Source organism: Bacteroides sp. f07, from assembly GCF_042854785.1.
In the GTDB taxonomy this organism is placed as follows: Bacteria; Bacteroidota; Bacteroidia; order Bacteroidales; family Bacteroidaceae; genus Bacteroides.
Map to the genome: position 1 here is coordinate 2,094,498 of NZ_BAABXI010000001.1, position 23,300 is coordinate 2,117,797.

The following is a 23,300-nucleotide window of genomic DNA, read 5'->3' on the forward strand; positions in this document are numbered from 1 at the left end:
AGGTTAAAGCCTTATTTTTCCGGAACAAACAAGAATTAGCTTCTGTTGTCTTCCGAAAACGAAATAAGCCCATGCCATGAAACAAACGCTGTTACGGCTAACCACCATAAAAACTGATATTCCCCTATACAAAATGTATCCCCGTAAGTCAGTCAGAAGAAGCATCCAATTCTTTCTCATTTCTGTCCTGCCATTGCTGTCGTCCTGTATCAAAGAAGGGATGAAACACTGTCCGCCCCTACAAGTAGAGCTCTCTGTAAAGGATAAAAACTACTCCAACATCAATAATGTGGCGTTGGAAACACGTAAGAGTGAATCTCTCGCTTTTCGCGATTATGTTCCTACACTCTACTATACGCTGCGCAATGTTGCAACCGGTGATATCATAGAAGAACAAGGCATATTCAACGTAACAGGCAATACTCCCACAAACTCCATCACCTTCTGTGAGTGCCTGCCTTTCGGCACATATGTACTGAATGTATGGGGTGGTCTGTCAGACCAGTCGCAGCTAACCGGACAATCACTGACCAGTATCCTGCATACTAATCTGACGGAAGCAAACGATGTCTATCTGGCACATGACACGCTGGTGTATGACGAACAACATAGCCATCACTCATTAGCACTGCAACGCACCACCGGAAAGTTGCTGATTCAAATCGCCAATCTTCCCGCCACTGTGCGCTACGAGGATAACAGTATCGGACAAATATACGAACGTGTGAACCATAAGTTCGAATATGCGAATCCGGTCACTGTACGTAAGCAAGACACTTGGAATGCCGCTCCGGAGATTGTACTGTACACCATTCTGGCTCCCTCGACAGGAGAACTCCAATCCCCCGTACATCTCAATCTATACGATAAAGCAGACCGAATAACGCCTACACTCACCCCAAAAGATGTGAATGTCACTCTGAAACGTAACGAACTGACTACTTTAAAGTATGTCTACGATGACGAGAAAAGAGACTTCAACATCTTCCTGCTCATAGATGATGTCTGGAAAATCATCTACAACCTGGATATAGATTAATCTCGTTTTTTTCACATATTATTTAATTCTAAAACTTAGCTTAAATGAAAAATTATTTGTTTTTGTCCGCTGTCGGTGCCATGATGCTGGCAGCATGTAGTAATGACGACACAGTTCCTGTGGAAAGTCCTGACGTAGCCCAATCCGGTCAGACGCTCACTCTAACCCTCAACAGTGGTGGTGACGGACTAAGTACACGCGCCGCTCGTCCCGTGAACAGTTCGGAAGCAGCCAATAATGTAACTGCCGTTAAACTGTACATTTATAACGCGGCAGGAACTGACGTTACAGCTTCCGCATTGGCAGCAGGTACGCAAAATCCTATCGTCTGGACAGCAGGTCCGTCTACCCCCGCCGCCCCCGGTGACAATCCGAGTCCTGCGCACAAAGCAAGTCAGACCGTCAAATTGAATAAACTGGCAACCGATGGACAATACACCGTAGTGGCTTACGGTTATAATCTTTCGACCGACTACACCATCAGTGGTGGTGGCAATGCCAGCGACGCGTTCACGGCTACCCTTCCGGCAGCTACCAACGAGTCCGAACTCTTTGCCGGAAAGAACACCTTTAATGTAGTGAACGGTAATATAGAAGCAGGAACCAGCAGCGAAGTCGAACTGCGTCGTCACGTAGCCGGTTTGCTGGGATACTTCAAAAATGTACCTATATTGTACCCGCATCCCACTACCGGTATTCCTACCGTTGTTGCATTCGTCCGTGTATATGCTTCATCCCATGCACCGGCATTCACCTTCCCAAGTGCATTGTTGGTAAATGGTACAGGTAATAATACTAAGACTAAAGTTCTGGAATTTAATCTTGCCACACTAATAACCGACTTCATTGCCCAAACCACTGCTGTCGGGACAGACCTGACCAAAACGTTCAATATTCCCGCCACTACCGGCCTGACAGCCACCGTACCCAACAGTATCCTCAACGGTAAGTTCCTCATTCCATTTGCCAAAGTAGCAAGTGCAACAACTTTTACCGTACAGTTGGAAAATGCCACAGGAGAAGTATTGAAAGAATGGGATATAGTGAACAATGCTCTTACAGGAGACAAGAAAGTGTATGACGTTCAACGCAATTACTTCTACTCCATCGGGCAGAAATATAAAGCCAGTTCTACCGACGGCGGTACAAGCGACCCCGGAGATGCCGACCAACCGATTGACCTGTCAAAAGAGACTGTTATTAACATCACCGTTAACGATGCTTGGGATACGATCTATAACCTTGGCATAGAATAATTTCTTCAATAAGAGGGTGTGCCGAAATAGATTCTAGCCACAGAATCCTTGACACACCTTCTTCACTTATCCCCCTGTTACTAAAGAATCCACTTCCTACAATGAAAACAAAACATATCTTTCTAACCTGCGCCTTCATCCTCTGCCTTTCCGCCTGTCAGGACGAAGAAATAATGCCTGCTCCCGCAGATATTCCTCTGTCGAGAGCCATTGCAGCCACTTCTACTTCCACATCCGTCCTCACCACTGCCAATGGTGGCCTGACGTGGACAGCCAGCCGAAGGGTTCCTCTAGTAGGTGAAGGACGTATCGTAGACGATATGTCGAACGCTTTGATAGAAGTACTCAATAATAATCAGGGTATCGCCAATATGCTCGATACCGATCTGACCAACTCCGCCTCATTCAGTGGCGTGGCAACCGCCAACCTGATAGGCAACCAAATAGCTTCCGTCCGTGACGTCAACCGCACCTATGCCGGTGGACAAGCTGCCGGATTTGTCTACTTGCTGGATAATTCCTCTTTACTCACACTTGATGTCCTGAAAGGTTTCTATCTGAAGACTTACCTCAAAGGTGTGGAACAGGAAATGAAAGGCAGCGACTCACAAGTAGTGGAAACGTTACAGCTCAACCTTATCGGTGCTGCCAACAATGGCGGTCAACAAGCTCTTTCTATTACCACCTCATTCAACAAGCCCTTTGACGAAATCAAAATAGGTATGTACGGTATCTCCGCGACTGTACTAAATGCCCTGAAACTATACTACGCCTTTGTAGGCGACAACCCCATACAACCCGCCGTAACCGGAAACGCTTACTATACAAACGGCGTAGCGGTACATACCAACTCTATCCTGGAATTAACTTGGACCACTGTCCCCAATAGCGGCGAATTAATAGACGCCAACCTGAGCAACGGTCCCTCTTTCAGCCTGATAGGCTCATTACTACAACCCCGTGCCACGATCAATTTCAAACAAGTAATCCCCATAGGAGCCGAAGTCGGATTCAATCTTTCCAACCTCGGACTTGCCAATATCAGCCTGTTGGGTACAACTACATTAACCACCTACGATGCTAATGACACACAACAGGAACAGGTTTCTATCAGCAACCTCCTCGGCATTTCCGCTATTATAGGTGGCGGCACACAAGTCAGTATGGTGTTAAAGAAACCCTGTACACAGGTCAAAATACAATTTTCCGGAATAAATGTCAACCTGGGAACTACGACTATCAATTACGCCTTTGTACGTGATGCGTCAATAGTAGACCCATCGAGCTTTTTCTCACTAAGTAACGCCACGATTACAGGCAATTCTTACCAGTTAGTAACCCCTGCCACCGGAAGCGTGAACTACACCGTCACCAGCTACCCTTCAGAAGCTACTCCTGTCGTCAGCAACAATAAAATAACGGGTATGACCGTCAACGGCAGCTACCAGGTGACAGGAACCTACACCGCAGCCAACGGCACTGTTTACACACAGACCGCTACGATAACCCGCAATGCTGTTTCCAACGGCTCTGCTTCCTGCAATACAATGATAACCGGCATCAGCAACGGAGCTACCGTCTATGCCCCTTCCGGCGGCGGATGTCTGCTATGCGTAGGTGAAGGCACTAATTTTACGGGAAAAAGCAACCTCATCGACAACAATCCCGATAACTATATCACCTATTATAATGTAGCAAGTATTGCCGCCAATACCTCCATTGTAGGTATCCGGACAGCAGCCACTACCCCTGTCAATACTTCGAAAGCGCAAATCCGTACAGGATTTGTTATCCAGACTTCTTCGAAGCTGCTCAGTGCTAACGTGCTTAAATATCTTATCATACGTCTGTATCGGAATGGTGTGAAGATATTCGAAAGTACCGCAGACAACAATAATGCCATCTCCGCCGGACTGATAGGTGACAGTGGCAATAAAGTGCGTGTCGGTGTCACCACCAATCTGGAATTCGATGCCATCGAACTTTGGACGGGCGGCATACTCAACCTCAATCTGAATGCTTTCCGCATTTACTATGCTTATTGGGAAAACGTGAGCGACAACTGTTACAACAGTAGCATAGCCAATGCCTGTCTTCAACTCATGACACCTTCCACATATGGAGCAAGCATCAACTACGCTGCCACCGGAAGTCCGGGAGTAGCCCATATAGGAACTTCCCTTAATAATTTAGGCAACCTGATAGATGCCGACGAAAACACTTATTCCACCATTACCACTACCAATGCACTGGGAGCAGTCACCGTAGCGGTGAAGTTCAATCGGATACAGCAGAAACAACCTGTAGGCTTTATCGTGGCAGACCCTGCCGGAATAGCCGGATCCGACCTGATAAACTGGACTACACTCTCCGTCTATAATGCAGGCGTACTGGTGGGACAGACCGGAACAGGTGGCGTATTGGGACTGGATGTAATCGGAACAAACGGTAGGCAGTACATGGAAACAACTCCTTCTTCCGCCCCTTTCGATGAAGTACGGATAACCTTTTCCGGAGTTGTCAATGCACTGAAAACAATTCAACTGGCAGGAGTTTATACTCGCCAGGACAGCAACGGTGACGGCATTCCTGACTGTGCCGAAGTGACTCCCGGACAGGACGAGACGATTGATTTTCTCGGTGTCACCGCACATCTCTGTCAAGGCAGCCCCATCGTCCTGCAAGTGAAGGGTGGAACGAATGGCAATAATTACTTGCTGCGTTTCTACAACGTCGTTAAGAATAACGAAGTTACTGATAAAACGGTGGGCCTCACTAATCAGACCTTTACCATCACCAATATGCCCGCAGGGGATTATTATATCTCCATCTATGATGCCGGCGGCACGAAGCTATATTACAACGGCATCCATTCCACCATCCACCCGCTGCGCACCACCTGGAAAACCAATGCCGCCACTTCCAACTGGAACACGTGGGGTAACTGGAGTGACGGGAGTCCCTGGCAATGTACGGACGTCATTATCCCGTCCGGTGCGGCCCTCTATCCCGTACTCGTGCAAGGAGACGCCAACTATTGCAACAATCTCCACTTCGCCCCGAACGCAGAAATAGTAAATACTCACTATCTCACCTATTCGCAGGCATGGGCGGAAATGGCGCTGCAATCCGGACGCTACTATATGCTGTCCGCCCCGTTGAAAGCGACTTTCACAGGAGATATATTTATCCCTGCTTCCATGAGCGGAACACAGAACAACGACTTCTTCGTGACTCTGAACGAAACGACTTCTCCGGAAAACCGTTTCAGCCCCCGTATCTACCAACGCCTTTGGAGCCATGACGCCCCCGGACAGAAGATTAGCGGCGGAACGCTGACTCCTGTCACCGTCACTCCGGACAAGACCAACTGGACACCGCCTTTCAACGCGTTGAACCAAGCCTACACCGTAGGCATGGGATTTTCCTTATTGGCAGACAAAGAATCGGTATCGGGCAACACGCTCACATTCCGTTTCCCCAAAGCGCACACACATTATACCTATTATAATATGTCGGGACAAGGAACTTCGTATAGCGAAAACCTGACACGGACGCTTCCCGGACGCTTTATCTACGAGAACAGTAGCGGAACGGTTACATTCCCTTATACCGTGAACGCCACAAACAAAGCCGCCGGAACGAGCTTCCTCATCGGAAATCCCTTTATGACGCATATACGCATCGACCGTTTTATGACAGACAATCCTAGCGTGACATCCATCAAAGTATATGACGGCAATAGCAACAACTCCGTCATCAAAGTAGACGGACAGCTATTGACGAACGGCAGTAATTTTCAGTATATCGCGCCGATGCAATCCTTCTTTGTCACTGTCAGCCTGCCCGCTACCGGTCTTTCGGTGAAGTTCACCGAAGCCGCCCTGACGCAGGCTCCAGGCTCGGGCGGATTGATGCGTAGCACCCGTGCCATGTCTTTGTCCGGTAGCACCTCTGCTTCACGACCTACTCTGTTACTCTCGGCAACAGCCGGGAATATCACTTCCGGTTGTCTGATACGCCTGTCCTCTTCCGCCCGCGACGGTTTTCGTGCAGGCGAAGATTCCGAGCTGTTGATGGATAACGAGGTTTCTCCAATCATTGCCGTGTTCAGTATTTCCGATGAGAAAGCACTTGATATCCAGCAACTCAATAATGCCGTTCAGATTCCTTTGGGATTCAGTCTGCGCAATCCTGCACGGGTTACGTTAAAACTTTCCCACGACAGTGGAAATGCCTGGAAGAACTGGTCGCTCGTGGATACGCAGACAGGAAAACGTACTTCATTATCTGCCTCGGAAACGACACTGGATTTAGGAATACTATCTACGCACGTAGGAAGATTTTATCTAATGAAGAATCAATAATAAAGAATCATACCTGAAAAATATAGCATTATGAAACGGAATCATATAGGAAGAAAGTGGGCGTTCTTGCTGTCGGCGGTGCTGATAACCGCTTGCCAGCAAGGAGAAGAGATAGAAGAACTGGCGGAACCTGTGCCTCAGGAGAAAGCAGGTGAAGTCATTCTTAACTTCACTGTAGCAGGCGAGTTGTCAGTAAGTGCTGATCCGGCGAGTACCCGTACCGAACTGCCCGGTTCGGGCAATATTCAGCATGTGACGTCCGTCCAGCTCTATATTTTCAATGGAACGGGTAACGATGCCGTTTGCATAGCATCCGAAGATGTCGGCTGGTCTGCCTACTTCGGTAATGTGCCGCCCACAGTGACTGCTACCATGAAATATCATGTAAAGTATGAAGGACTTGTGAAGGATACCCCTTACACTTTTCTTGCTGTCGGAATGGATGCGTCTTCCCGCACTACTTATGGATTCCCCAATGCCATCCAAGTAAATACTACCACGCTAGGCAATGCCATCGCCACCCTGTCCGGCTCGGAAACAACCACTTGGAGCAATATACGTACTTCCGAACTTTTTGCCGGAGCCACCATATTGACTCCCGGCAACTATGGTACACAAGGCAATGTAGATCTTTGGCGACGAGTAGCGGGTGTAATGGGCTGGTTCACAAATGTTCCCACTCTTATTGGTACTACTACCGTAACCGCCATACGTATCACTCTCTATACTCAACAAAACAAAAGTGTCCCATTACTGCAACGCAGTCAAACCCCAGTATTCAAGGATTACATAGCCAGCCCCCTTTCTGCTTCCACCGGCGGACAAATATTGGTGCAAATCCCTGTACCCACAGGCACATTACCTGTCGCCACGCTATCCAAAGGCGCTTATGTACTGCCAATTCCTGCTCCCGCCGCAGTGAACGACAATGATTACACGTTGAAAGTGGAAATTATAAACGCTGCCGGAAATACATTACGTTCGGCACGTGTCACTCTCTCCGACAGCGATGATACAAATTCTTCTACCGGAAACGGCACGGGAATTATCGACCCGCAAGGCGTTTACCGCTTTCCTATCATTGCCAATCATTTTTATGGAATAGGTACACCGCTTGCTCCTATTAATCTGGGAACAATAGGAACAAGAACCGGAATACGGGCAAAGGTGATGACAGAATGGGAGGACACCTTCTTTTAATATGATTTCCTTAATATCACATCTTGTAACAGACTCCGAGTTATGTATAATTTTTAAAACACTTCTACCTTTTCAGCGATTTTCTTGGCCTTATCACGCAACACGTCGAGGTCGGAATTCAACGGAGCATAGCAGAGCACTACCCCCATACGGCGGTTGACACGGGTAAACGGTTTGCCGAATATACGGAGATAGGTATCCTCTTCCTTTGTCACCTCTTCCAGTCCACGATATTGGGGACGTTCCTGGCTGGCAATCGGAGAAAGAATAACGGCACTTGCCCCTATCCGCTCCTGCTTGATGCCGGGAATAGGCAGACCCAGTACGGCACGGAGATGAAGCTCAAATTCGTTCAGGTTTTGTGTTCCTGCCAGTGTCACCATGCCCGTATCATGCGGACGTGGAGAAAGTTCGGAGAAATAAACGCCGTTTTCGTGACTCAAGAAAAATTCCACACCCCACAATCCTGCACCTGTCAGGGCACGGGTTACTTTTTCAGCCATCTCTTCCGCTTCTTTCAGGTGAGCGGGGTCGATATGTGCGGGTTGGAAACTTTCACGGTAATCGCCACCCTTCTGTACATGTCCGATAGGCGGGCAGAACAAGGTAGGACCGTTCTTCTGGGTGACAGTCAGCAAAGTGATCTCACTGTCGAACTTGATAAATTCTTCGATGATAAGCTCACGGATATCACCACGGCTACCACTGCATCCATATTCCCAGGCATGTTCGAGTTCATCGGCACTCTTTACGAGGGACTGTCCTTTGCCGGATGAGGACATTAAAGGTTTTACCACACAAGGAAAACCGATTTTAGCGGCAGCCTCTTTCAGTTCTTCCAGTGATTTGGCATAGAAATATTTCGCTGTCTTCAGTCCGAGTTCTTTGGCAGCAAGGTCGCGAATAGCCTTACGGTTCATCGTGAAGTTGACGGCACGGGCACTAGGCACTACCTGGATTCCTTCTTTCTCGAAGTCGTACAGACGTTCTGTGCGGATTGCCTCAATTTCCGGCACGATAATATCCGGCTGATGTTTCTTTACGACACGTTCCAGTTCTTCACCGTCCAGCATGTCGAATACTTCAAATTCATCGGCTACTTGCATAGCCGGAGCTCCTGCATAAGAGTCACAGGCAATGATATGCTGACCTTTACGTTGAGCTGAGATTACAAACTCCTTTCCAAGTTCTCCAGAACCGAGTAACAGTATTTTCTTCATCATTTTGAGTGTTTTATATTAGTGACGCAAAATTAGTATATTTCGATGAAATACGGTTTTTTTTAGTGACGTACTTTCGGATATTTATTGTGAAAACGGAAACCGAGTCCGAGCATCAGGTAATTAGGGGTCTGAAAATTCTGAAGATTGTAGCCGATGTGAAGGAAAGAACTTCGGGTGATGTTCATCTTCAAGGCAACCACCTGATATAGCCCCCGTAAATCGCCGCGACCCAATACGTTCGAACCAAGACCGACACCAATAGTGAAATAAGGCATCACGTATTCCGCACGTCCCGAAACGCCCAAAGCCAACTGGTGTTGGATTCCCGGTCTGCAGAAACGGCGTGAACCGTTGCTGTCTCCGTATTCTGAAATGACATCTTCGATGTATACATTGGCACTACCGTCATAAACCCCGTCCAACGAAACTCCAAAACGAAATTTATAGCTGAGATTGTACATCGGGGCAAAATTGAATCCCGCCACAGGATAACTGCCGGGAGAAGCGATCTGTTTCCCACTGTCTACATATACGCCTTTCCGGCGCCATGAACCGAACATGACAAGGTCATAACTGATGTGACGCGGGAAACGGGGAATAAGCGGAGTCACCAAAGATTTAGCCAAATCCGATTCTTCACGGTTGAAGTTGTAGACCAGTCCGATTTTAGCTCCGGTAGTATTCACTCCCGCATTGGGGAACTTCGTGTTTCCGTTGGAGAAATGCGTAAAGTCTCCACCGATAATCAGGTCGAAATAGCGGGAGAATGCCCAATTCAGATAAATACCTGCATTGAGGTAGGCATTCATACGGGAACCGACGGCCCCGTTGTAGGAATTATAATCATTATCGTACGGTTGCCATCCGGTTGAGATGCCGAAGTTCCATTCGTAATTGAGCGAAAGACGCGGGTTGAAACGGGCGATACGGGCTCCTTGAAACAGATAGAAAGTGACAGGATCACCAAGTTGTTTCTTGTCGCCAAAAGTGGTGAGAGCCAGACCGAATCCTTGATATGCACCGCCATAGATACGGTCGGCACAAGTATTGGGACGGAATTTGAATGAATATTTCAGATGGGCGGCAAAAGACGTCTGAATCGGTTTCCACCGTTCGTTCTCTCCACGCAGGAAAGGATTGGTGGGAAATACGTATTGCGGGCGTGCCTCTATTCCCAAACGATGGATGAAACGATGGGGAGTGTAGGTCGAAACAGTATCAAATCCATATTCACCGTACTCCGGGAAATAGCCCTGCCGGAGTTCCCGGATTTCCTCCTGCAACTTCCGGACTTCCTGACGAAGCTCACGAACATCATGTTGAAGTTGCTTCACGTTCTGCCGGACATCTTCCAATGTATCTTGTCGTACCTCCTGTGCATATAAGAAAGTCCTCGGAAAGAGTAATAACGAATAGAAGGCAATGACTTTCCATCTTGATACTTTTAATCTCATATAAGTCTAGTTTGTCTTTTTTAGAACGAAGTTTATAAATCGAGGATTTCAATAAACTTGGCGACATGATAACCATCCATCAATCCATGATGGCAAGTGACGGAAACGGGCATCATCAACTTCTCTCCTTCGTGGAAGTACTTTCCGGTAGAGATTTTGGGGACACTATCTCCCGAATGCATATTGGTGGGGTGCTTCATATCTGTGAAAGTGAGCCACGGAACAGCCGAGTAGTGGATAGCGTTGGGATGGAATGTCCCCCCTTTATTCAGTCCGGTAGTAGCTTGCAGGCGTTCCATTTCAGCTTTCGCTTTACGGATAAAGACGAGTTCGTCCGGGTCATATTCAAAAGCAGCAAAAGAAAACGTATGGTCGGCACGACCTACGGTGGCTTCGGGCAGAAGGCTGTCATAACACACTACCCTGTCACCTTCGATACGGTAGCGGAATTCTTCGACTTTGGCGGCAGCCGTGATAATCCGGTGCAAGACCAAGAGGGAGAAAGATATGCCTTTGTCTTTGGCTTCCCGATAAGCACGAGTACAATCTACATTGACCGTCACTCCGAAAAACGGGTCGTCAAAAGCACTGAAGTGCTCGAAATGTTCTTTTCTGTTCCAAGTAGCAATATCAATGACTTTCTCAATCTGATTCATTCTAAACACTCTTTTTTTTAATAAAACCGGTTGCTTGCGGACATACGTCCGCTCACGCAACCGGAATGTTAGTTTGTGGAAAACGACCGCTCAATTTTCCCTCATCGGACAGTCGCACTTTTTTCTTTATTGATGTTGCTCACGCAGCAAGTCATTGACCGTCTTTACCGGATTGAAGGTAGAAAGGGGAACTTCTACAAATACGGTATTCCAGTCACTCATCGCACCGTTCCACAAGCCGGGAAGTTCGAGAGCTTTCAGGTCTTTGCCGTTCTTTGATTTGTAGGAGATGAAGCCTGTTGCCTTATCCACGTATTTCACCAAATCGAACTTATGACCTTTATAGTCACGTACGGCACATACCAGGTCTACCGGATTAAAGTGCGTACCTTTCTCGAACATTTCCTTCTTTTCGGGGTCGTTCATGTCGATTTGTGAACTTTCGAGGATTTGCAGGGAGATAGTTCCGTCACTGTTGTATGCAAGGAACGGCCCGCCGCCAGGTTCACCTACGTTCTTCACCATTCCGCAGACACGCATCGGACGGTTCAGTTTGTTCTTCAAGTAAATGGCAAGTACAGAATCTTCGAGGTCTTTCGTTTCCGGATTCTTGCAGAAGAGTTTCTTTTGCAGGAATTGGAGCATTTCCATCATCTGGTCGTGCGTATATTTACCGCTGTCGAGCAGTTCGAGGTATTCGAAAGCTTGTTTCTGCAGGGCGACAAGTACACCGGCAATTAGTTTCTTATAGGTAACGGTATCTTCCTTCAGTTTGTCGGGGACTACGTTATCTATGTTCTTGATAAAGATAATATCAGCATCGAGATCATTCAGGTTCTCAATCAATGCACCGTGTCCGCCCGGACGAAACAACAGTTTGCCGTTATCGCGGAACGGTTGGTTGTCCATATCAGCGGCAATAGTGTCGGTGCTCGGCTTCTGTTCGGAGAAAGTGATATAATAATCCACTCCGTAGCGTTTGGCAAATTCTCCCGCCTTTTCTTCCACGAGTTTCTTGAAAAGTTCACGGTGTTCGGTAGATACGGTAAAGTGCACATTGACTTTGCCACTCTTTCCGGCTGCGTACATGGCTCCTTCGGCAAGATGTTCTTCCAACGGAGTACGTGCGCCTTCGGGATACTTATGGAATTTGAGCAGGCCTTTCGGCAGTGCGCCGTAATTCAAGCCGGCAGTTTCGAGCAATGCAGATACTACAGCTTTATAGTTGCCTTCTTCGATTAATCCGGGAATGTCCTTTCCGGCTGTACGCTGGCAAGCTACATTGAGGTCGTCATAGAAAGCAAAATCCTTGATGCCGTCAAAGAATGCTTGTTCGAACTTTGTAGTCGGTTTGTCATAATCGGCAGACAGAAACTCAAACAGGTTCTTGAACATACGGCTTGCGGCACCCGAAGCCGGTACAAACTTCACAATGGTCTTATCCGTGTTTGTATATGCATCCCACGCTGCCAAATACGCCTTCTGCTCTTCGGCATTAGGAGCCAATATACCTTTTTCAATGGAAGCGGCAGCGTCCAGTTTCAAAAAAGGAAAACCTGTCTGGAAGCAAGCTAGTTGCTCTGCTATTTGCGCTTCCGTAATACCTTTCTTGGCAAGCAACTCTTTGTCCTGTGTCGTTATCATAATATCTAATTTTATTAATTGATGCCCAAAAATACAAAATGTTATTTACTTCTTGCCGAATAACCGGGAAAAAAAGTAATTTTACATCGAATTAACAAGATTGAATATGGACGACTTTTTTACACCAGAGGAAAAAAAGGAGCTTTTTTCACTCTACCGGCATTTGATGAAATCTGCCGGAGACAGCATTTTTTGGCGGGATTGCCAAAAGTTAAAGAGCCATTTAATAAAAGCAGCCCAGTGTAACGGGTTGCAACGCAATAACTTCGGGATGAATCCCGTCATCAGAGATTTACAAACGGCGGTCATCGTAGCCGAGGAAATCGGCATGAAGGGCTCATGCCTCATCGGTATCATGCTGCACGAAATTGTAAAGGCGCATATACTGTCTATCGAAGAAGTGAATACCGAATACGGAGAAGATGTGGCAAGTATCATCAAGGGATTGGTGAAAACGAACGAATTGTATGCCAAAAGCCCGGCGATAGAGTCGGAGAATTTCCGTAATCTCCTGCTCTCGTTTGCCGAAGATATGCGTGTCATCCTGATTATGATTGCCGACCGCGTGAACGTGATGCGCAAAATCAAGGATACGGGTAACGAGGAAGACCGCAACAAGGTGGCGAACGAAGCTGCTTATCTATATGCTCCGCTGGCGCACAAGCTGGGACTTTATAAGCTAAAATCGGAACTTGAGGATTTGTCGCTGAAATACACGCAACGGGATACCTATTATTATATAAAGGATAAGTTGAACGAGACGAAGGCTTCACGCGACAAGTATATCGCCGCTTTTATCAAGCCTATACAGAAGAAGGTGGCGGCAGCAGGATTGAAGTTCGACATCAAGGGACGCACCAAGTCCATACATTCGATATGGAACAAGATTCAGAAACAGAAAACACCGTTCGAAGGTATTTACGACTTGTTCGCCATCCGTATTATATTGGATTCGGAACCGGATCCGGCAAAGGAGAAGCAGGAATGCTGGCAGGTATATTCTATCGTGACAGATATGTACCAGCCCAACCCGAAGCGCCTGCGCGACTGGCTTTCTATCCCGAAGAGCAACGGTTACGAGTCGTTGCACATCACCGTGATGGGACCGGAAGGAAAATGGGTGGAAGTACAGATACGTACCCGCCGCATGGACGAAATCGCCGAACGCGGCTTGGCGGCACACTGGAGATACAAAGGTATCAAAGGTGAAACAGGACTGGACGAATGGTTGACTTCGGTTCGGGAAGCGTTGGAGAATGCGGACAACGACTCGATGAAAGTAATGGATCAGTTCAAGATGGATCTTTACGAAGATGAGGTTTTCGTATTTACTCCCAAAGGGGATTTGTTCAAACTGGCGAAAGGTGCTACGGTACTTGATTTCGCTTTCCATATCCATAGCAAACTGGGATGCAAATGCATCGGCGCCAAAGTGAACGGTAAGAATGTACAGCTAAAACAGAAGCTGAACAGCGGCGACCAGGTGGAGATTATGACCTCGAATACCCAGACTCCGAAACAGGACTGGCTGAATATCGTAACAACCTCCAAAGCCCGCACAAAGATTCGCCAGGCACTCAAGGAGATGGTGGCCCGTCAGCATGACTTTGCAAAAGAAACATTGGAACGGAAGTTCAAGAACCGCAAACTGGAGTATGATGAAGCGACTATGATGCGCCTTATCAAGCGGTTGGGGTTCAAAAATGTGACAGAATTTTATCAGAAAATAGCTGATGAAGCACTCGATGTCAATGAGGTTCTGGACAAATACGTCGAACAGCAGAAGCGGGATAATGATACGCATGACGAGATTGTATATCGTAGCGCCGAAGGATATAATATGCAGGTGCCACAAGAGGAAACGACATCGAAAGAAGATGTGCTTGTAATCGACCAAAACCTGAAAGGACTGGAGTTCAAACTCGCCAAATGCTGTAATCCAATTTATGGCGATGATGTATTCGGTTTCGTGACGGTAAGCGGAGGCATCAAGATTCACAGGAAAGACTGTCCGAACGCAAACCAGATGCGTGAGCGCTTCGGTTACCGGATTGTAAAGGCTCGTTGGGCGGGCAAGTCGGAAGGCACGCAGTATCCTATCACGTTGCGCGTTGTAGGACATGATGATATTGGCATTGTGACGAATATCACTTCTATTATATCAAAGGAAAACGGAATCACACTGCGTTCCATCGGCATTGACTCGCATGACGGGTTATTCTCCGGAACGCTGACGATTATGGTCGGTGATACGGGAAGGCTGGAAGCGCTTATCAAGAAGTTGCGGACTGTAAAGGGAGTAAAACAAGTAAGCCGGAATTAATACGGAATTTGCATATTAAAAATAATGACGCTATCCGCATGGGATAGCGTCATTATTTTTATAGTAATTTATGCCCCCTATCTCACTTTCTTTCTCATATAATAAGGATACGTCACAATGACGAAGAACACCAAGGCTACCGAAGCTACTATCTGCCCGATATGAAGCATTTTTCCGGTATCCATATCCAGGTAACACGTAGTGACAATACCTAAAGATACTCCCACCTCGCTTGCCAGAAGATGAGTGGTGTTTGCCGTTCCGCGCTGACAATGATGGGATAGCTTCACAAACATAACCAGAAATTCCGGCATGATAAGTCCTAATCCAAGTCCTAAGAGTACAGAAGGAGCAACTACCGAGTCAGCCGCATTCAGCAGAGACATCGCCAGCATTTCAAGTCCGATTCCTATAATGACCAGCCTTAGCGTTTTCTCTTTCATGAAAAACAAACGGGCAAGGAACAGAGACACGAGGTATCCGGTTCCTACTCCTACAAAGAAAGGCACGGGAATTCCCATATTTCCTAATACAGAGTCGTTAAGGAAAGGATGGACAAGCGGAATCAGCAACCCCGGTACAAACGTAATCAGAATCATATTGATGGCAGGAACCCATCCACGCAACAGCAGAAATCGGTCGAAAGAATAGAGTCTGGTGACAATCGGCGCACGAAAAGGCACATAAACACCTGACGCAACCAGAATTCCTGCTGCTCCGGTGATAACGGAGACGGATAGTAAATTCTGAAAGGAGTAACTTTTGTAAAGCCATACTCCGAGGACGATGCCCAGAATCATTCCCAGACGTGCCATCCATGAGAAACTGACATTACCCGCACTGCGCAGTGTGGAGTTGGTGATGTCAATCGCCAGAGTGATGCCTGCCGTTGTAGCTATGCCGAATGATAATCCCTGCACGGTGCTCAACAGGATAAGTTCCGTCATGTTGGTCACAAAAGCATAACCTGCCGTTGCCGCTACCATGAGGGCAAAAGAGAATACACACACTGTCTTACGTTTGTATGCATCTACAAGATAGGCATGGAAAGGACCGATAAGGAACATTCCCAGCGTGAAAAAGAGAAAGATTACTCCTGTCTGTGCAACCGGCACTCCGAGACGGTCGGCCATCTCAACGGAAAGTACCGGAAATAACACATACAAGGATATAAACAATAGCAAATTAGCTACACATATCCGCATAAAATGTATTGTCCACAATTTAACCGCCATATACTATTTTAATATTGTTCCTTCTCGTTCGGGAAGTAGCAATTCTTCACGTCGGATACATAACGGCTGATTGCATCGGTCATCACCGTATACAAATCAGCATAACGACGTAAGAAGCGGGGACGGAAACCGTTGTTCATGCCAAGCATATCCTGGATAACCAATACCTGACCGTCCACATGACCACCTGCACCAATACCGATAATAGGTATAGTCAGTTCGGAAGCTACACGTTCGGCAAGGGTTGCCGGAATCTTTTCGAGTACGATGGCGAAACAGCCTGCCTCTTCGAGCAGATGAGCGTCGCGAATCAGTTTTTCCGCTTCGGCGTCGTCTTTGGCACGTACGGTGTAAGTTCCGTATTTATTGATGGACTGAGGCATTAATCCGAGATGTCCCATCACCGGAATACCTGCACTGATAATACGCTTCACGGAACCGATGATTTCTTCTCCACCTTCCAGTTTCAGAGCATCGGCATGACTCTCTTTCATGATACGGATAGCAGAAGCAAGACCTTCCATTTCATTTCCCTGATAAGAACCGAAAGGCATATCAACTACCACCATCGCACGTTTCACACCACGCACTACGGATTTAGCGTGATAAATCATCTGGTCGAGAGTAATAGGCAATGTAGTCACGTTGCCCGCCATTACATTGGAAGCTGAATCACCTACAAGAATGACATCCATCCCTGCACCGTCTACAATCTGTGCCATTGTGTAGTCATAAGAAGTAAGCATAGAAATCTTTTCACCTCTCTGTTTCATCTCAACCAAACGATGAGTAGTCACCTTTCTTGTGTCATCTGATATATAACCAGCCATGTCTTTTTAAATTTTGAATTATAAATTAATTATTATGTGCTTTTGAGCGATGTCCTTGAACACCGGCAAAAAAATCGGGGCAAAGTTATAACATTTAATTCATAACAGAGAAGGAAATACAAAAAATCCTTTCAGCCATCTGTCTATGATAGCTGACAGACGGTTGAGAGGATAGATGAAGACGTTGTTCAGAATGAGATCAGCGGTGCAACGTCAGCAGTTTATCATAAGTCATTTCGGTAAAGTCGTCTATGATGTAATGGGCCTTTCCGGCAATAGCTTCACAGGAGTTGGTGGTGGCAAGTCCGATAACGGTTGCACCTGAAGTCATTCCGGCTTGCAGTCCGTGAAAAGAATCTTCGAAAACGTAAGTGGTTTCGGGGGTTGCACCGAATATTTCCATTCCCAACAGGAAACAGTCGGGAGCAGGTTTGGAGCGGGCGAACATTTCGCCGGTGAGGATACGGTCTACCATTCCCTTAAATTCGGGATGGGCATTGTAGACATTCTGCATCTTTTCCTCGTTGGAGCTGGTGACTACGGCTATCTTTACACCGTGGCGGTGCAAGTCGGTGATAAAGGCTTTCACACCGGGAATATATTCGTAGGACATCTTTTTCTCAAAGACGTTGAGCAGGGCAGTGATTTCCTGTTGCGCTTCGGGAAGAGCCGAAAAGTATTTCTCGTAAATCTGTGTCAGAGTCTGTCCCTTGATACGACGTCCGAAATCTTCTTCGTTCAGATATTTCAGTCCCTGTTCGTTCCAAAAGACGGTGTACTGTGTCTCTGTGTCCATAATGACACCATCGAAATCGAACAGTGCCACAATTGTTTTCGTTGCATTCATATAAACTTTCTTTTTACCTAAAACGTTAAACCTTGTGTATCAGTCAGTGCAAAGTTCCGAATAATCATCGAATCAGACAAATTATTCGTACCTTTGCACTACTTAAAAAAACGTAACATTCGTTTTTTCATCCAACCTAATATCCAAGCGCATGAGTAAGAACGACCCACATATTTTAGGAAAAGAAAGCATCGGTAAATTGCTGCTACAATATTCCATTCCTGCCATTATCGGAATGACGATTACTTCTATCTATAATATTATTGACAGTATCTTTATCGGGCATGGGGTCGGCCCGATGGCTATTGCGGGGTTGGCTATCAGTTTTCCGTTGATGAACCTTGTAGCGGCTTTCTGTACCTTGGTGTCGGCAGGCGGTTCTACGCTTGCTTCTATCCGGTTGGGACAAAAAGACATGAAAGGGGCTACGGAGATTTTATCGCATACGCTGATGCTCTGTATTACGAACTCTTTCTTCTTCGGAATATTGTCTTTTATCTTTCTGGACGATATCTTGATTTTCTTCGGAGCCAGTCCGGATACACTTCCTTATGCACGCAACTTCATGCAAGTAATCTTGTTGGGAACTCCAATCACTTACACGATGATTGGATTGAACAACATAATGCGTGCCACCGGATACCCGAAAAAAGCAATGATTACTTCTATGACAACGGTATTCGCCAACATCATCCTCGCTCCTATCTTCATCTTCCACTTTGAATGGGGAATGCGGGGGGCTGCTACGGCAACCGTTATTTCACAGTTAATCGGTATGGTGTGGGTAGTGAGCCATTTCTTCAAACAGGACAGTACGGTGCATTTCGAAGGGAAAGTCTGGAAGATGAAACGGAGAATCGTAGGAAACATCTTCGCTATCGGTATGTCACCGTTCCTGATGAATGTATGCGCCTGCGTGATAGTAATTATCATCAACAACAGCCTGCAAAGTCATGGGGGCGATATGGCTATCGGTGCCTATGGCATCATCAATCGGCTGCTGACTCTTTATGTAATGATTGTACTCGGGCTGACGATGGGAATGCAGCCGATTGTCGGCTATAACTTCGGAGCGCAGAAGATAGACCGGGTGAAACAGACATTAAAACTGGGTATTATCTCGGGAGTAGTCATCACCAGTAGCGGTTTTTTTATCTGTGAACTTTTCCCGCATGCGGTATCTGCAGTTTTCACTGACAGTGACCATTTAATTGACCTTGCCGTAGAAGGGCTTCGGATAACGGTGATTATGTTCCCGTTCGTAGGGGCACAGATTGTTATCGGTAACTTCTTCCAAAGTATCGGCAAGGCAAAAATCAGTATTTTCCTGTCGTTGACACGACAGTTGCTTTATTTGTTGCCTTGCTTGCTACTCTTCCCTAATTGGTGGGGATTGAAAGGAGTTTGGATTAGTATGCCGGTGTCGGATGGTTTTGCATTTATTACGGCGGTAGTCAGTTTGATAATCTATATCAAAAAAGTATCCAAACAACAAAGTGTGATAGCAGAATAAGGCTATTCCTACCCTATTCTGCTTTTGTCCTGTGATTCCTATTCCGTTTTGATACTATTTACCGGATTTTCATTAGCGATATGCCATGCTTTCAGAACAACACAAATTACAATCAGTTTTACCTTCCTTATAGATATTAGCGCCACCATGAGGAAAGACGCAACTGGATATTTCGACTTCTTTCGGCATCTCTTGTGCCAGAGTAGCTGCTACCGCATCAAAAACGGTATAGTCATAACTGGTTCCGCTCTCGTCTCCTGTCGTTTCGCCTGTGTTGGAGTTGGTAACCTGGCAACGCACAAGAGCCAGACGTTCCGCGTCCGGATAGCATTGTTCATAACTTAACTCGAAGGCTATCTGCGAGAAAAGCAGAATACCAATGGTAATCCCTAAAGAGAGGGAAATGACTCTTATGATATTCGACCCTCGTTCACGCAGTAATGTACGTATAGTATAATAGATTTGTCTCATTATATTCAGTTTATGCCGTTACGCTTGCTACGATACTTCCATCGAATAAATGCACCGTACGATGTGCGAAACTCGCATCATGCTGTGAGTGGGTCACCATAATAATGGTAGTTCCTTCCTTATTCAGTTCTGTCAGCAGATTCATTACTTCGGCACCGTTCTTGGAGTCAAGATTGCCCGTAGGCTCATCAGCAAGAATTAATTTAGGATTAGTGACAACTGCACGGGCAATGGCAACACGCTGTTGCTGACCACCGGAAAGTTGTTGCGGGAAGTGTTTGGCACGGTGACTGAGATTCATTCGTTTCAGAATGCTTTCTACCATACGGCGACGTTCGGAAGCTTTAAGCCCCAGGTAAGTGAGCGGAAGTTCCACATTCTCATAGACATTCAGTTCGTCTATCAGGTTGAAACTCTGGAATACGAAACCTAGTTTCCCCTTACGCACATTTGTACGTTCTCTCTCCTTCAGTCCGGCCACCTCTTCCCCTACCAGGCGATAGGAACCTTCGGTGGGATTGTCCAACAGTCCGAGAATATTCAACAAGGTAGATTTGCCACATCCCGAAGGTCCCATAATGGCTACGAACTCTCCTTCTTTTACTTCAAGGTTAACATGATTCAATGCGACCGTCTCCACTTCGGAAGTGCGGAATACTTTACTGATGTCTGTGATTTGTATCATCTTATTTTAAATTATTATGTTTCAAATTTATTATGTTCCAATTATTCATTCGCAATACTATTCACCGGATTCTCATTGGCGACTTGCCATGCTTTAAATATGACACAAACAAGAACCACTACTAATACAAAGACAATAATTCCGGCAAACAGCCAAATGCCCGGGTTGACAGATTCGCTAAATTGCTGCAACCACTTCATGCCGACCAGATAAGCCACTCCCGCACCAACAAGAGTAGCAGGAAATGCTGTCCACAAAATATTAGTCGAGAATAATCTCAAGATACCGAAAGTATCGGCTCCATTTACTTTGCGGATAGCAATCTCTTTCCTGCAAAAGCGAATCTCATCGCCAACGTATCCGAGCAGCCCCATCAAAGCAATCAGAAAAATAGAAATTGAGGCCAGAAATACTGCATTTCGGAAACGTACAATATCCGTATATTGAGCATCTAATTTCTGAGTCAATGAATAGAAGAGCACATCATCGGCCGGAAATATTTCTGCCATCATCTCATTCAAACGTTTAAGATTATCCTCAAATGGCTCTTTTAACCGCAGATAATGAAATGCAAGATTGGAATCTCCTCCTATCAATAAAACGGGAAACTGGGGATAATAGACACTTTGGACAGAGAAATCTTTTACTACCCCAACGATTGTAACTTTTCTTTTCCATGTGGGCAACTGTTTACCAATCGGGCTGTCTGTCCATCCGGCTTGACGTACAAATTCTTCATTCACTAAAGCTTCATTCTTCATCATCACATTTTTACCCTGCAATATTTGTATCCCCATCATAGGTATAAAATCAGCTCCAATCCACTCTATCCGACCGTGAATGGTACGTCCTTCCCCTACCTCAAACTGCTCCCCGCTCCAACCGGACCAAATACTCTGCATACCCACCCCATAATCCTCAACCATAGGCAGATTCATAAAGAAGCTTTTAGCATTTTGCCGGTCACTTCCCATACTCTTCCAACACATCACCACACGTTCGGGACGATATCCCAAATCTTTATTCATTACCATCTGATATTGGCAAAACACAACCATAAGGAAACTTAAAATAAAAGTCATACCAGCAAACTGGATAAACAATAACGGGCGTTTCCAAGAAGTTTTGCGTTCTGCATAACGACGGAAAACTTGTGTCACAGGAATAGATGCAAATATGCTCGCCGGTATAGTTCCCGCCAATATAAAAACTGTTAGAAGTACGGTCAACGGTGCCCAAAGTGTCTGCCACGTAAAAAGCGAACTTAAACGTATACCTGCAATTTCTTCCACAAACTCCCGAAACTGGAAAAGGAGTAACACAGTCATTAACACTGAAATAAAAAGAATAAAAACAGTTTCCACCAAAAACATTCTAAAGATATTGCCATCTGTTGCACCACAGCATTTATGTACTCCGACAGATTTGGCACGCCGTGCCAAAGACGAAACGGAAATCAGCACATAATCAAAAGCGGAAATCAGCAGAATGACAACGCCCAACACAGACATCATTAATATCATGAGCCGTACCGTTGGATTGGCCGTATGAAATTCAAGCAAGGGGCGGAAAGAAAAAGAGTTCTTTTTATTAGCAGAATCAGCCATATATTTCTTGAGCATATCAGGTATCCGTGCCTCTACCGTCGCTATATCTTTATCAGGTTCGCGGAAACGAATTATCGACATATAACTGATATCGTACCCCCATCCTCCACGATTCTGATTCCATAACTGGCTCATCGGTGCTACCACATCAAAATGTATATCGGTATTTTCTCCTATGTCTTCAAAAACCCCACGTATAATCATCGATTCCTTGCGGTCAATAGATAAAGCCTTGCCTATGACACTCTCAAGGTCGTTTCCCTCTCCTATTTTTTCTGCCAACGAACGGGAAATGAATAAAATATCAGGCCGAATCAGTTCTTCTGTCTTACCGGCTAGTACTTTCAAGCCCAATGTGGAAAATAGATGTTCATCAGCGTGTATCATAGATTCCGTCAAACGAACATTTCCATTATAGAAAACATTTGTTCCCATATTTCTCAATGTCGTGGCATCCTCCACTTCTTCCGGAAAACTCTCACGCATAGCCGCAGAGAAAGGACCATAGGTATAAACTCCATCCATATATGCGATATACAACTGGTCGGATTGCCTACAGAAATTATAGTAACTCAACTGAAAGGCAACACAGGAAAACAACAGGATACTTACAAATACCCCTAATGTCAAAGAAATGATTTTAATAATGTTCGTAGCCCGCTCATGCATCAACGTTTGAACGATATAATAACAGTGTCTTACCATATATTTATATTGTGTACATTTTCAAATTGAAATACAGAAAGTATGCCAGAAGGATATTCTTCCTAATTATCAGACATTTACATTATCCAAGCCCAATATTCATTGTCTAATAATTAGACAGTCGCGTCTAATTATTAGACAAAATCAATAGCCTGCCCTTCTTTCCGGCAAAGTAGATACTTCCACCTCTTTATTGTTCTTTTTTACCTATTTTTCATAACCTGACATTATTATCTCAGTTGAAA

At 45.8% G+C, this 23,300-nt stretch carries 15 protein-coding genes and 1 pseudogene; 6 read left to right on the top strand and 10 right to left on the bottom strand.

Going from position 1 to position 23,300, the window contains the following annotated elements; translation table 11 throughout:
• Positions 1 to 76: 76 nt before the first annotated feature.
• The 4 genes from ACGHVY_RS08455 (at position 77) to ACGHVY_RS08470 (ending at position 7,862) form a co-directional block, all read left to right on the top strand.
• Complete coding sequence (locus ACGHVY_RS08455; RefSeq protein WP_390598380.1) at positions 77 to 1,039, top strand: hypothetical protein; 963 nt, start codon at positions 77 to 79, stop codon at positions 1,037 to 1,039.
• 44 nt (positions 1,040 to 1,083) lie between these two features.
• Positions 1,084 to 2,295, top strand: coding sequence for a hypothetical protein (locus ACGHVY_RS08460; protein ID WP_308746096.1), 1,212 nt, complete (start codon positions 1,084 to 1,086; stop codon positions 2,293 to 2,295).
• 101 nt (positions 2,296 to 2,396) lie between these two features.
• Positions 2,397 to 6,662: a hypothetical protein gene (locus ACGHVY_RS08465; protein WP_390598382.1), complete on the top strand. Its 4,266-nt coding sequence runs from the start codon at positions 2,397 to 2,399 to the stop codon at positions 6,660 to 6,662.
• Between the two features lie 30 nt (positions 6,663 to 6,692).
• Entirely contained in the window at positions 6,693 to 7,862 is a 1,170-nt protein-coding gene (locus tag ACGHVY_RS08470) for a FimB/Mfa2 family fimbrial subunit (protein WP_390598384.1), read from the top strand.
• A gap of 53 nt (positions 7,863 to 7,915) precedes the next feature.
• Here the strand turns inward: ACGHVY_RS08470 and purT are convergent, their stop codons facing one another.
• From purT to ACGHVY_RS08490, 4 genes are all read right to left on the bottom strand, one after another.
• Positions 7,916 to 9,082, bottom strand: a complete 1,167-nt coding sequence (gene purT / locus ACGHVY_RS08475; RefSeq protein ID WP_308746110.1) for a formate-dependent phosphoribosylglycinamide formyltransferase — start codon at positions 9,080 to 9,082, stop codon at positions 7,916 to 7,918.
• A 62-nt stretch (positions 9,083 to 9,144) separates the two neighbouring features.
• A complete protein-coding gene (locus tag ACGHVY_RS08480) occupies positions 9,145 to 10,539 on the bottom strand; it encodes a septum formation initiator family protein (protein WP_390598386.1) in 1,395 nt (464 codons plus the stop codon).
• Positions 10,540 to 10,571: 32 nt separating this feature from the next.
• Positions 10,572 to 11,195, bottom strand: coding sequence for a CatA-like O-acetyltransferase (locus tag ACGHVY_RS08485; protein WP_390598388.1), 624 nt, complete (start codon positions 11,193 to 11,195; stop codon positions 10,572 to 10,574).
• A gap of 126 nt (positions 11,196 to 11,321) precedes the next feature.
• Positions 11,322 to 12,839, bottom strand: a complete 1,518-nt coding sequence (locus tag ACGHVY_RS08490; RefSeq protein ID WP_308746101.1) for a DUF4301 family protein — start codon at positions 12,837 to 12,839, stop codon at positions 11,322 to 11,324.
• Between the two features lie 106 nt (positions 12,840 to 12,945).
• On the opposite strand from ACGHVY_RS08490, the gene ACGHVY_RS08495 reads away from it, so the two are divergent.
• Entirely contained in the window at positions 12,946 to 15,162 is a 2,217-nt protein-coding gene (locus ACGHVY_RS08495; protein WP_308746102.1) for a RelA/SpoT family protein, read from the top strand.
• 77 nt (positions 15,163 to 15,239) lie between these two features.
• Here the strand turns inward: ACGHVY_RS08495 and ACGHVY_RS08500 are convergent, their stop codons facing one another.
• The 3 genes from ACGHVY_RS08500 to ACGHVY_RS08510 all read right to left on the bottom strand — a co-directional run bounded on the left by ACGHVY_RS08500 (position 15,240) and on the right by ACGHVY_RS08510 (position 18,074).
• Positions 15,240 to 16,397, bottom strand: coding sequence for an MFS transporter (locus ACGHVY_RS08500; protein WP_390598391.1), 1,158 nt, complete (start codon positions 16,395 to 16,397; stop codon positions 15,240 to 15,242).
• An 8-nt stretch (positions 16,398 to 16,405) separates the two neighbouring features.
• A complete protein-coding gene (gene panB / locus ACGHVY_RS08505) occupies positions 16,406 to 17,227 on the bottom strand; it encodes a 3-methyl-2-oxobutanoate hydroxymethyltransferase (RefSeq protein ID WP_022137289.1) in 822 nt (273 codons plus the stop codon).
• A gap of 199 nt (positions 17,228 to 17,426) precedes the next feature.
• Positions 17,427 to 18,074: an HAD family hydrolase gene (locus ACGHVY_RS08510; protein WP_390598394.1), complete on the bottom strand. Its 648-nt coding sequence runs from the start codon at positions 18,072 to 18,074 to the stop codon at positions 17,427 to 17,429.
• A gap of 151 nt (positions 18,075 to 18,225) precedes the next feature.
• Between ACGHVY_RS08510 and ACGHVY_RS08515 the strand changes: the two genes are divergently transcribed.
• Positions 18,226 to 19,587, top strand: a complete 1,362-nt coding sequence (locus ACGHVY_RS08515; protein WP_390598395.1) for an MATE family efflux transporter — start codon at positions 18,226 to 18,228, stop codon at positions 19,585 to 19,587.
• A 117-nt stretch (positions 19,588 to 19,704) separates the two neighbouring features.
• Here ACGHVY_RS08515 and ACGHVY_RS08520 read toward each other — a convergent pair.
• The 3 genes and pseudogenes from ACGHVY_RS08520 to ACGHVY_RS08530 all read right to left on the bottom strand — a co-directional run.
• A pseudogene (locus ACGHVY_RS08520) lies at positions 19,705 to 20,058 on the bottom strand (ABC transporter permease); the annotation flags it as partial.
• 10 nt (positions 20,059 to 20,068) lie between these two features.
• Positions 20,069 to 20,743 (bottom strand): ABC transporter ATP-binding protein, encoded by a 675-nt coding sequence (locus ACGHVY_RS08525; protein WP_308746107.1) that lies wholly within the window; start codon positions 20,741 to 20,743, stop codon positions 20,069 to 20,071.
• Positions 20,744 to 20,784: 41 nt separating this feature from the next.
• On the bottom strand, positions 20,785 to 23,055 hold the full coding sequence (locus ACGHVY_RS08530) for an FtsX-like permease family protein (RefSeq protein ID WP_308746108.1): 2,271 nt from the start codon (positions 23,053 to 23,055) through the stop codon (positions 20,785 to 20,787).
• Between the last annotated feature and the right edge of the window lie 245 nt (positions 23,056 to 23,300).